Annotated in this window: 11 protein-coding genes; 6 read left to right on the forward strand and 5 right to left on the reverse strand. The window is 42.8% G+C overall.

Going from position 1 to position 11023, the window contains the following annotated elements; all coding sequences use genetic code 11:
* Positions 1-174 precede the first annotated feature (174 nt).
* Together IM450_RS22295 and IM450_RS22300 are read left to right on the forward strand one after the other, a co-directional pair.
* Positions 175-399, forward strand: coding sequence for a DUF433 domain-containing protein (locus IM450_RS22295; RefSeq protein ID WP_002734651.1), 225 nt, complete (start codon positions 175-177; stop codon positions 397-399).
* 233 nt (positions 400-632) lie between these two features.
* A complete protein-coding gene (locus IM450_RS22300) occupies positions 633-929 on the forward strand; it encodes a DUF5615 family PIN-like protein (RefSeq protein ID WP_287667035.1) in 297 nt (98 codons plus the stop codon).
* Positions 930-1168: 239 nt separating this feature from the next.
* On the opposite strand, the gene IM450_RS22305 is transcribed toward IM450_RS22300, so the two are convergent.
* Positions 1169-2074: a metal ABC transporter permease gene (locus tag IM450_RS22305; RefSeq protein WP_287667038.1), complete on the reverse strand. Its 906-nt coding sequence runs from the start codon at positions 2072-2074 to the stop codon at positions 1169-1171.
* A gap of 135 nt (positions 2075-2209) precedes the next feature.
* On the opposite strand from IM450_RS22305, the gene IM450_RS22310 reads away from it, so the two are divergent.
* From IM450_RS22310 to IM450_RS22320, 3 genes are read left to right on the forward strand one after another with little or no spacing between them, the layout of a single operon-like run.
* Positions 2210-2728 carry a cofactor assembly of complex C subunit B gene (locus tag IM450_RS22310; RefSeq protein WP_002801877.1) on the forward strand — a complete coding sequence of 173 codons (519 nt, stop codon included), beginning with the start codon at positions 2210-2212 and terminating at the stop codon, positions 2726-2728.
* A 7-nt stretch (positions 2729-2735) separates the two neighbouring features.
* The gene (locus IM450_RS22315; protein WP_287667042.1) at positions 2736-3152 is read left to right on the forward strand and encodes an acyl-CoA thioesterase; all 417 of its coding nucleotides are present in this window, start codon (positions 2736-2738) and stop codon (positions 3150-3152) included.
* Positions 3153-3155: 3 nt separating this feature from the next.
* Complete coding sequence (locus IM450_RS22320; protein WP_287667045.1) at positions 3156-3794, forward strand: DUF1361 domain-containing protein; 639 nt, start codon at positions 3156-3158, stop codon at positions 3792-3794.
* An 8-nt stretch (positions 3795-3802) separates the two neighbouring features.
* Here the strand turns inward: IM450_RS22320 and IM450_RS22325 are convergent, their stop codons facing one another.
* The 3 genes from IM450_RS22325 to IM450_RS22335 all read right to left on the reverse strand — a co-directional run bounded on the left by IM450_RS22325 (position 3803) and on the right by IM450_RS22335 (position 7626).
* Positions 3803-4267 carry a DNA phosphorothioation-associated protein 4 gene (locus tag IM450_RS22325; protein WP_287667048.1) on the reverse strand — a complete coding sequence of 155 codons (465 nt, stop codon included), beginning with the start codon at positions 4265-4267 and terminating at the stop codon, positions 3803-3805.
* 80 nt (positions 4268-4347) lie between these two features.
* Complete coding sequence (locus IM450_RS22330; protein ID WP_002801871.1) at positions 4348-5940, reverse strand: ArnT family glycosyltransferase; 1593 nt, start codon at positions 5938-5940, stop codon at positions 4348-4350.
* Positions 5941-6507: 567 nt separating this feature from the next.
* A complete protein-coding gene (locus IM450_RS22335; protein ID WP_287667051.1) occupies positions 6508-7626 on the reverse strand; it encodes a peptidylprolyl isomerase in 1119 nt (372 codons plus the stop codon).
* A 338-nt stretch (positions 7627-7964) separates the two neighbouring features.
* Between IM450_RS22335 and IM450_RS22340 the strand changes: the two genes are divergently transcribed.
* Positions 7965-9125: a 2,3-diketo-5-methylthiopentyl-1-phosphate enolase gene (locus IM450_RS22340; protein ID WP_287667053.1), complete on the forward strand. Its 1161-nt coding sequence runs from the start codon at positions 7965-7967 to the stop codon at positions 9123-9125.
* A 268-nt stretch (positions 9126-9393) separates the two neighbouring features.
* Here the strand turns inward: IM450_RS22340 and serS are convergent, their stop codons facing one another.
* Positions 9394-10677, reverse strand: a complete 1284-nt coding sequence (gene serS / locus IM450_RS22345) for a serine--tRNA ligase (RefSeq protein ID WP_287667055.1) — start codon at positions 10675-10677, stop codon at positions 9394-9396.
* Positions 10678-11023: the final 346 nt, after the last annotated feature.

Genomic DNA, 11023 nt, shown 5'->3' on the forward strand with positions numbered 1-11023 from the left:
TCTAGCAAATGGAGAGAATTCTTGTCCATTAAGAAATGTTACAAATTACATGGGTACATTAAGAAAAGTTAAGGGGTTACATCCATTGATGGATAAGGGTTTTCGGCTATTATAGTATATATGTATGGGGGGAAGTTCAGCAATAAAGGTAAAGATCGTAAGAGCTACCTTGTAATGGCGGAATTGCTTTCAAGAATTACAGTTAATCCTCGGCAGTGCGGTGGTCGTGCCTGTATTCGAGGAATGAGAATCCGGGTATCAGATGTGTTAGATCTATTTGCGGCAGGTTTAAGCGCGAGAGAAATTCTAGATGAAATGCCTGATCTTGAGGCAGATGATTTGAAAGCAGCGCTTTTATATGCCTCGCGGAAGCTTAATCACCCGGTTTTAGTGGCATGACAATTTGGGTTGACGCACATTTGTCTCCTGCAATTGCAACCTGGATTAGCACTACACTTGAGATTGAAGCTGTGGCTTTGCGTGATCTTGGACTGAGAGATGCTGAAGATACTGGGCTCTTCGTTACTTGGTATGGTTCGATAGGGGGGCATAAATTGACTAAATCCTTATCTGGCAAGAGACTTAATTGATGAGTTCGCTTTAGGTCAAAAACAATTGACAAAAATTGCCAAATGCCTTTCTACATAAGGGTTCCATCCCCTATAAACCCAGTCCATTGCATAACACAAACCGAAGAGCCAGATACTGAAATCTTTCAGGTTGCAAAAGCTCAAAGAGCTATCCTAATGACCAAAGACAGCGATTTTGTAGATTTAGTTGAGCGACTTGGTTCGCCCCCACAAATTATTTGGCTGACTTGTGGCAATACCTCTAATGCCCGGTTGCGTGAAATCTTGAGTGAGACTTTACCCAGGGCTTTAGAACTTTTAGCTGCTGGTGAGACATTGGTAGAAATTAGCGGAGACTAGCTGTACAGGCTAATCAATCCAAGAGCTACCCAATACAAGAGGTCAAATGGCTATTTTCCAATATCAGATTCTTGTGGGGAAGAATTAACCTAATGCTGTGGTCTGGTATGTCGCTTAAGTACAATATGAAACGATAAAATTAACACAATATCAGGGTAAGAGCCTCGAAAAATCTGGCAAATTATCGCAGTTATCTCGGCCGTCCGCTTTTTTTGGTCACTACCACCTTCTCCTGCAAACTAACGCCGTCTCAACAAATTTTTCATCTCTACCCAGATAGAAAGTTGACCACCTAGACTAGCGGGATGAGTGAAAATTCCTTGACGGGGACTGAATAAAAAGGCCAACATAAATAGGGTAAAAGCGACAAGCACGATCGCCGGTCCGGAGGGTAAATTCCAGTAATAACTTAAATACATCCCACTGATACTAGAAATAATACCCACACCCACACCTAAACCCATGACTTGATGAAGACGGGTAACTAAAAGATAAGCAGTGGCTGCCGGGGTAATCAAAAGGGACAAAACGAGGATTACTCCCACCGCTTGGAGACTAGCAACGATTGTCAGGCCGATCAGGAGCATTAAGCCTAAATCTAATAAATTTACCGGTAAACCCGCCGCTTGCGCCCCGATTTTGTCGAAAGTGTAGAATAATAGTTCTTTATACAGGAGCAAAACGGTTAATAAAACGATAACGGCAATAATTAGGGTATCGCGAATGTCAGCAGCAGTAATACCGAGAATATTGCCGAAGAGAAAGTGATTAAGGTCAATTTTGTTGTTTTTTTGGATGAGAGTGATCAGGGTGATGCCAAGGGCGAAAAAAGCCGAGAAAACGATACCCATGGCCGCATCTTCTTTGATTGGGGAACGATTACGGATTAAGTTAATCAGTAGGGTACTGACCATTGAGGCTAGTAAAGCACCCAGGAGAAGATTAAAATTACCAATAAAAGCGATCGCTAATCCGGGTAAGACCGAGTGACTGATGGCATCGCCCAAGAGGGCCAAACGTTGTACCATCAGGTAGGTTCCCACCACCGCACAGATGATCCCGACGATGATAGCTTCAATTAGGGATCTCTGCATGAAACTATACTGTAAGGGTTCGATTAATCCTGTTAATAGATTGTTGCCCATGAATCTGCCTTGGGGTTAAATTTTTCTGATTCTCGATCGAGGTTTTGCTCCTAGGGTCTATCTTCTAAATCGGGGGAGAAGATAGGTTAGGATAATTAGGATTAATTGTAAGTTTTTTCGCTCCTAACTGCCGCCATGGATACCCCCGTTCTTTCCTCAACTTTTTTTCTGACTCTCCTGCTCATGGTGGGATTATTCTTTTTTATTCGCGGTTCCGTCAAGGAGCGTATCGAACAGCGTGTCTATCTTACCAGTACCAGTGACGACCAACTATTAGAACAACTGCGAAATTATTTTGACCGACGTTCCTATCAAGTCAAGGCGATCGAACCCGAACAGAATATTGTCAGATTACAGGGTTTTGTGCCGCCTAGCCCCTTTCTAGCGATATTTTTGACAATTTTGGCAGCCTTGGGTTTATTTTGCTTCTCACTGGTGTTATCGGTGTTATTTCCCGATACTAATCCCTATATTTTTGCTCTTGTGGCTTTATCTCCCCTCGCCGGTGTTTTCTATTGGCAAAAAGTCGGCCGTTTAGAAGAAGTGGCTTTTAAAGTAGAAAGCAAATCTCAGCAAACGGAATTAACTGTCAAAGCCCATCGGGACGAGTTAAGACAACTACAAGATAGTTTAACCTTTCTGGAAAGACAATAAGCTTTTTATGCCCTATGAACGCCTAATTTATCTGGCCGATACCGATGCAGCTGGTGTGGTTTACTTTGCCCATCTTCTCTCGATCTGTCATGAAGCCTACGAGTTTTCCTTGGCACAATTTGGCATCAATATCAAGGATTTTTTTAAAGATTCTCCGGTTGCCCTACCGATTACTCAAGCGGAAATCCAGTTTTTTCGGCCTCTTTTTTGTGGTGATCGCATAGAGATTGATTTCACTGCCCGATCCCTGAGCGAAAACGAGTTTCAATTGCAGTATAAAATTTATTTGACTGAAATCATGGTGGGAAAAGCGAAAACCCGCCATGTCTGCATTGATCCCACCGCTAGAAAAAGAATCCCTTTCCCGGAATCTTTAAAAAATTGGTTAGGATATTTATCAACCCCAGAGGAGACTGGTATTTAAGGGATGATGTGGGCAGATTTAACGATGATTTTAACTAGGGATTGGTGGCACAGTGCTTGGCAATTATTTAACCTTAGTACCGCGAGGATTGTCTGGAATTCTTTTCTGGCCTTTATCCCCTTTATCCTCAGCTTTTGGCTATTTCGGACCACCCTCGATCGTTCCCTAGTCTGGTGGTTAATTCTCTTAGTTTTTGTGCTTTTTTTACCCAATGCTCCCTATATTCTCACCGATAGTATTCATTTAATCTATTATGTTCAGCAGGATTACGCCAAAAGTTTAATTTTTTTAGTTTTAATTCCCCAGTATAGTATCTTTATTTTTATTGGCTTTCAGCTATACGTTCTCTCCTTACTTAATTTAAAAAGTTATTGTCAGCAAAGTCAGCTAAATTCAGCAGTTTTACCCCTAGAAATAACTCTCCATTTTTTAAGTGCGATCGGTATCTATTTAGGACGGTTTCTCCGACTGAATAGTTGGTATCTAGTCACTCAACCGCATCAACTATTCTGGAGTTTGCCGAATTTACTGACTAAAAAACCTTTGATATTTATCCCTGTCTGTTTTTTAATTATTTGGTTACTATACGAGATCAATAAAAGGCTTTACAATCGATTTTTTGCCTCTCGCGAGAATAACTAGAATTTATACTACAAAAATCTGCCTAAATCGAATTCGGTTGTGGCAGTAATTTCTCGAAAACGTTCTTGACTGATAATTAACAATAATCTTTCAGTATAATCCACCGCACCGCGCAATTCTCGTTCTAATCTTGCTAAACCAGCGTTGGCATATTCCTCGAAAATTGTCACTCGCAAAGCTTCCGAATCTACCCCGTGGGGAGAAAGAATTTTCGTGTCTTGGAATTCATTGACTGCCAATAATTTGATTAGGGTATCGTAGCCACGAGAAATAAAAATTTCCAGGTTAATAGGTGAGGGTTCCTTCGCTACATTTTCTATGGCCAGCCTCTCTTGATATCTTACCCCTAAAGCCGCCGCAAAAGCGATGACATCAGCATAGGTCTGAAAAGGACCAATTCCCTGATTAAAATTAACTAAGGACTGGACAAATTCCCCTTTATCTCTAGCAATACGCACTCGATGAATGGACATATTTACCAAGTAAAAAGTTAAAAAGTTTACAAAATTCAGAAGATAGAAATCAGGAGTATTGATGAACTAATTGATCTATTTTAAGGATAAGTTTTAATTAGTCCTTTAGCTTGGTAAACATGAAATTGTTCGATGGCGACACCACCGCGCTTGATCGGAATGACAGCTACTTTAGTTATATCTTGGAAATAGGGACGGTAGCGATCGATTATTTCTGGTCTTTCTAGAGAACTATTTGTAGTAATTAATAAACCATTTTTACCGATCCATTCTTGAGGATTAAACCAAATTTGATAACCCCTTTGATCGTTGTTAAAACAAGTGACGGGAATAGGAACTAGGGGATAAAGAGCCATATCTAGCCATGCTGTCACATAAAAACTATGGGTAAAAACGAAGCTAGAATCTTTTAATAGTGCTAATAATTCGGGCGAATTAGCAAAGCCTTGGCGCAGTTGATCGATATCGACAATTTCCCGAGAAGGGTCTTGTTCTGGGGCAATAATTCCCCCGAAGATTGCGTATTGACTAGGTTTTTGGAAAGTGCCAAAAGTAACGTGAAGCATTGCTATAGATAAAACAGTAACGAGAAAAATTCCTGATCCCCATAACCATCTTTTTACCCAGATTCGAGAAGATTGCTGCCAAGTAGTGGCCTTTTCTCCTAATAAAATCGTGCAGGACCAGAACCCGGGTAAAATCCAACTAGGGGCGAGATAATGGGAAGCACCCACATAAAGCATTCCCAGGATTAAAGGCAGAGAAACCGAGAGAATTAACCATTTTTTTAGGGATTCTTCTTCTCGATGAAAAAATCTTTTTTTCGAGATAAAGTTAGGAATTTGTTCGCCAAAGCTTTTAAATGTCACCCACCACATCGGCAAACCGAAAGGAGGAAACATCGTGGCGATACTAATGCCAACAACCGAGAGAATACCGAGAATATTAAAGTTTTTGGGTTCTCCAGAAAAACGGTCTTCTAAATGAAAGCGAAAGGAAATCCAATCATGGTTAATATTCCAGTAGATAATCGGCAATAAAGTTATCAAAAAGAGAATAAATCCTAATCCCAACCAAGGGGATCTAAATACAGGCCAATAGCGGGGAGTAGTCAGACAAAATAAAACTAAACCAAAACCCAAAATAAAGCCGTGATATTTACTTAAAACCGCCAATCCTACGGCAAGTCCAATATAAGCGAGACGATAGCTAGGATGATAGTTTTTTCCCCGAATTGGCCAGAATTCTTGGGCAGCTAAATAGACTGTTAATGACCAAAAAAAGATTAAAGGACTATCTGGCTGCGAAAGAATCCCGAAGACGATCCCATAGATGGGGATGAGAGTGGCGATCGCTAAAGTCATTCTGGCGACCGGCAGACTGAACAATTTTAAAGCTGTCAGATATAGTAAGCAGAGGCTGCCAGTATAGAGGAGGAGAGTACCGAAGCGAATGGTAAATTGATTGACTAATCCCGTGATCCAAGTCCCAAAACCCGTGGAAATCGCTACTATTGGCGGATGATCGAAATAACTCCAATCCAGATTATGGCTGTAAACGTAATAATATGCCTCATCGTACCCCGGATAAAGCCCCAGGGCGATGATGATTCTAAACAGGAGTCCACCGATGAGCAGATAAACGGCAATGCGATCGCTAAGTATTTTGGTCAAAATTCTTACCTCATTTCATCGCTAAAACTGATGTTAGAGACGGGAGATTTTTGGGGTTGCCAGATTCGAGATTTGTGCATCTATGGCAAGGTTAGATTTAAGTGTGATCTTTAGTTACTATATCACCAACTCTGTCATCTCTTAGACCTTGGCTATCAACCAATTCTCCCTAGGCGTTGCTGATTGACGATATGAAACTAGGATTAAGGGAACGGGGAACTTAGATAAAACTGATGTTAATTAAATAACTTTTGCCGCCATCAAATCAATAATAATCAGGGCCATAGATTGCAGAATTAATAATCTTAAGTGGGTAGATGTTAAAAGTTGTCAGGCACCCCCCTTATCAAGGGGGGATTAAGGGGGGATCAAGGGGGGATTAAGGGTAGGGTTGATTCATGAATCAACCCTACAAAGCACGACGTTTTGAAAAATTTTCAGATATTTATTCCGATGAGAGAATGAAACGACCCTAGGGGTATCAGGGGAAGTACCCAGAATCTGAGCTGCTTCCCCTATCTATACTAATCTCTGTGCCTTAACAAAACCCAGTTAAAAACCCCCACCCTAGCTAGGTTGGACGAGATTATTTAAGCCATAAACCACTTTAACGCTGATAATCTTATCCTGATCGGTAAGTTCTTCTAACACCTCTTTTCCCTCGACTAAATAGCCAAAAACCGAATAACGACCATCCATGAGATTAAACCCCGGAGGAGTTAATTCATTATCGAATTTAAAGAAAAAGAATTGCGAGGAACCTCCATTAGGATTAGTATCCGGACGTGCTAGGGCCACCGCACCAAAAGCGTTAAAAGGTAAGGCGAGACTGGGTAAGTAAATCCCTAATTCTTCGAGAGTATTGCCATAAACTGGTTCTTCTTCCCCTTTAATCAAAATTTCTAAGGGAATAGAGCGATATTGTTTAGTTTTCGGGTCAATAAACCCCTCTTCTGCACCGACGGGATCCCCAGTTTGCACAACGAAATTATCTTCGCTGCGAATAAAGGGTAAACCGTCATAAAAACCCCGTTGGACTAAATCCACAAAGTTACCCCCATTAATCGGAGCGCTGTAACCATCCACAACGATGGTTAAATCTCCTTTGGTGGTCTGCATCTCTATGGTGGCACGTCCTCGCAATTGCGGCAAGTTAGCGTATTCCGGGGGAACGTTAAAGGGAAAACCCACCACCATTAATTCTTCTAAAGCGGTGATATGATTGAGCAATTCCCGTCTGGTTGACCAAACTGCCTCTTTATCCTTCGCTTCTACGGCCGTATCGAGGGCTGCCACTCCCGTTTTGAGTTTTTCGATTAATTCCTCCCCTTGGCTTTTACTGGCTTCGGGAACACTATCTAAGATAGCCTTGCTTTTGGTAGAAAGGGCATAATTGGCATCCTTGACATCTTTTTTAATCGGACTCCAACGCTTGGCCCGCAGATGTTTGGCAATATCTTCGATCGATTGTTGCACTTGACGAATTGGTTTATTATCTATGGGTAAGGCATTGCGTAAAATAGCAGTGGGATCCGTTACCGCATCACCCTGAGCAAGCACAGCCAAAGCAGGGGCAGTCCCCTTAACCGTGAACAGACTTAAGATTAAAAATAGTGCTAGGGCAATACTAGCGCCGCTTTTTAAGAAAAATTTGCCCGATTCGCGTAATCTTGTCTTTATTTTCATATTTTGGTCGGTTCCTCAATGGCCATACCTATCCAAAATACTTGTAGGCTTTTAGGGGAACCCTTGTCAATAGCTAAGAAAATCGATCGAAGCCATCAGTAATCAGTAATCAGTTATCAGTTATCAGTTGTCAGTTCACCCATTACTGTTTACTGAAAAAAGGCTCCCCAATTCCCCAATTCCCCAATTCCCCACTTCCCCACTTCCCCACCTCCCCACCTCCCCCACTTCCCCACCTCCCCACTTCCCCACCTCCCCCAATTCCCCAATTCCCCACCTCCCCAATTCATAATTCATAATTTATAATTTATAATTCCCACTCCCTTTTTTTACCTTTTATGACCATAATTGTCGATTATCGCTTTCCGCCCGCTATTAATGCCGAAAAACAGGCAAAAACGATCGCTATCGGTCAAACCGCCGGCACTTGGAGCGAGCGCCACAGTCATCGTCAAGAGCAGCTGCAACAACACCTAGCGGAAGTGGTGGGGATCAGGGAGGAAGCCGACGGTTATAAGGTGGCTAGGGTGCGTTTTCCCCAGATAAACGTTGAAAATGACATCGCCAGTCTTTTAACCATGATTTTCGGCAAATATTCCATGGCTGGAGCCGGAAAAGTGGTGGGGGTGTATCTCCCCGAAAGCTACGGCACAAAAGCCAAGCTGGGAATCACAGGAATTAGGCAACGTTTGGGGGTTTATGATCGACCTCTAGTTATGGCAATTTTTAAACCCGCTTTAGGACTATCAGCGCAAGATCACGCCGATATCCTGCGAGAAGTGGCTTTTGCTGGCTTAGACGTGATTAAAGATGATGAAATCATGGCGGATCTTCCCGTGGCTCCCACCCACGAGCGCCTAGATTGTTGTCGCCGAGTTTTGGAGGAAGTGCGGCAGCAAACCGGTAGAAATGTTCTCTATGCGGTCAATGTCACTGGAAAAGCGGACGAATTGCAGAGAAAAGCCCGTTTATTGGTGAAACATGGGGCTAATGCCCTGTTATTAAACGTTCTTACCTACGGTTTTTCCGTTTTAGAAGCTTTAGCCAGTGATCCGGCGATCGATGTTCCTATTTTCGCCCATCCTGCCTTTGCTGGGGCGATGTGTGCCGGTACTGATACGGGATTAGCCTATTCTGTGGTTTTGGGGACGATGATGGCCCACGCAGGAGCCGATGCGGTGCTATATCCCGCCGCTTACGGTAGTTTACCCTTCGATCCCCGGGAGGAGGGCAAAATTCGCGATATTTTGCGCGATAGAAACGTTTTTCCGGTTCCCTCGGCCGGTATTCGTCCCGGTATTGTTCCCCAGGTCCTTGGGGATTACGGACGTAATGTTATCCTCAATGCGGGAACCGGAATTATGGACCACCCATCGGGACCTGCCAGTGGTGTGAGGGCTTTTTTTGAAGCTTTAGCCAGAATAGAAGCGGGTGAGTCTTTTGATCCCGCCAATTTGCCCGAAGGAGCCTTAAAACAGGCAATTCTAGAGTGGGGTTAAGCGCAACTTTTTCAAATGCACTATATAGGGTTTGCGGCAAAAAGTTTTTCTTGGGGGCAGGGTGTGGGGTGTGGGGTGTAGGGTTTTACCGATTTTCAGGTGGTCAACTACCTAATTTTCAGGGAAAAAGTACCTGAATTTTCCCCCTGATCACTCCCATATCCGGTACTTTTTGATTGACAAAAGGTCTAAAAGTCTTACCCAACAAGGTTTTTAGATTTATTCAGCAAACCCTATAAAGACATTTTGTCAAGCATTTTTAGAAAAATTAACAAATAACTTGCCGTTTTAGATAGGGTTGCAGCACTTCCGGCACTTTTACTGTCCCGTCCGGCTGTTGATAATTTTCTAGGACAGCGGCCATAGTACGACCGATCGCTAATCCCGAACCGTTGAGGGTGTGGACAAAATTAGTGCCTTTTTGTCCTTTTTCTTTAAAGCGAATATTTGCCCGTCGTGCCTGAAAGTCTCTAAAATTAGAACAACTGGAAATTTCCCGATAGGTATTAGCCGAAGGTAGCCACACTTCTAAGTCATAACATTTGGCCGCCGAAAAACCCAAGTCACCAGTACACAATTCAATCACGCGATAGGGCAACTGTAAAGCTTGCAGGATTGCCTCCGCATTAGCGACTAAACTTTCGTGTTCCTGAGCAGAAGCGTCAGGATGGACGATTTTGACCATTTCCACCTTATTAAATTGATGCAAACGGATCAAGCCCCTCGTATCTTTGCCATAGCTGCCCGCTTCTCGACGAAAACAAGGGGTATAGGCACAGTGTTTGATCGGTAATTGCTCCGATGAGAGGATTTCATCGCGATAGAGGTTAGTTACCGGTACTTCTGCCGTTGGCGCTAACCAAAGCTCATCATCTCGACATTTAAAGCTTTCTTCCGCAAATTTCGGCAGTTGTCCCGTCCCGCGCAGGGAGTCACTATTGATCAGAATTGGCGGTAAAACTTCTGTATAACCGGCGACAATATGGCGATCGAGCATAAAATTAATTAAAGCTCTTTCTAGGGCTGCCCCGAGGGCGATAAGATTAACAAAACGACTCTGGGCGATCTTTACTGCCCGTTCAAAGTCTAAAATGCCCAATTTTTCCCCAATTTCCCAGTGAGGCAAAATATTCGGGTTGGTGGGTTTATATTCCTCTCCCCAGCGTCTGACTTCGACATTTTCCCGTTCATCCTTACCGATGGGAGTGGTTTCACTGGGTAAATTGGGTAAATCTAAGATTTTTTGGTCAATGGCCGCTTTAATGGCTTTTTCCTGCGGTTCTAATTGAGCTAGTTTACTTTTAATCTCGTTTCCTTCTGTTTTCATTGCCAAAATTTCGGGACTGTTGACATCGCTGCCACTTTTCACTTTTTGTCCCACCAGTTTACCGATTTCGTTACCCCGGGCCTGTAAACTGCTGCGTTCTAACTCTAAAGCCTTCTGTTGTTGATTTAACTGGATAATAGGGGCAATATCATAACTACCTCCCCGACTATCTAAGCGTTTCTGCACTTCCTCTGGATTTTCTCTAATTTGCTTTAGGTCTAACATGGTACGAGTCAGTAAAAAATAAAAAGTAAGTGGGAGAGTCGGGGAATTGGCAGCCTGAGGAGAAATGTTCTCAACCCCTAACCAATGGTCAATAATAACTCAAAACTTAACTAAAATATCGGTTAAAAGCCGCCGGTAAAATTAGCGGCAGCGGAAACTGGGGTATTGTAAAGTTTAAATACAAATATGGTCATATATAGTCATTCATGGTAATATGTACAGACAAAACTATCGGACTAGGCAAAAAAAACAGGAATAAGTTATCGAACGGCTTGGAGGTGGTGGAAACAAGGGAATTTAACAGGCTATCAATTGCCTTCTGGTACAATTATCACAACGGATGACA

Origin of the sequence: Microcystis sp. M083S1, assembly GCF_020246405.1 — a bacterium.
Lineage (GTDB): Bacteria > Cyanobacteriota > Cyanobacteriia > Cyanobacteriales > Microcystaceae > Microcystis > Microcystis aeruginosa_C.

What these genes read in the sequence shown, in the direction of transcription:
- IM450_RS22310 (WP_002801877.1), top strand. Translation starts at nt 2,210, where the DNA reads ATGGATACCCCCGTTCTTTCCTCAACTTTTTTTCTGACTCTCCTGCTC.
- IM450_RS22325 (WP_287667048.1), bottom strand. Translation starts at nt 4,267, where the DNA reads ATGTCCATTCATCGAGTGCGTATTGCTAGAGATAAAGGGGAATTTGTC.
- IM450_RS22295 (WP_002734651.1), top strand. Translation starts at nt 175, where the DNA reads ATGGCGGAATTGCTTTCAAGAATTACAGTTAATCCTCGGCAGTGCGGT.
- IM450_RS22335 (WP_287667051.1), bottom strand. Translation starts at nt 7,626, where the DNA reads ATGAAAATAAAGACAAGATTACGCGAATCGGGCAAATTTTTCTTAAAA.
- IM450_RS22340 (WP_287667053.1), top strand. Translation starts at nt 7,965, where the DNA reads ATGACCATAATTGTCGATTATCGCTTTCCGCCCGCTATTAATGCCGAA.
- IM450_RS22320 (WP_287667045.1), top strand. Translation starts at nt 3,156, where the DNA reads ATGATGTGGGCAGATTTAACGATGATTTTAACTAGGGATTGGTGGCAC.
- IM450_RS22300 (WP_287667035.1), top strand. Translation starts at nt 633, where the DNA reads ATGCCTTTCTACATAAGGGTTCCATCCCCTATAAACCCAGTCCATTGC.
- IM450_RS22315 (WP_287667042.1), top strand. Translation starts at nt 2,736, where the DNA reads ATGCCCTATGAACGCCTAATTTATCTGGCCGATACCGATGCAGCTGGT.
- IM450_RS22305 (WP_287667038.1), bottom strand. Translation starts at nt 2,074, where the DNA reads ATGGGCAACAATCTATTAACAGGATTAATCGAACCCTTACAGTATAGT.
- serS (WP_287667055.1), bottom strand. Translation starts at nt 10,677, where the DNA reads ATGTTAGACCTAAAGCAAATTAGAGAAAATCCAGAGGAAGTGCAGAAA.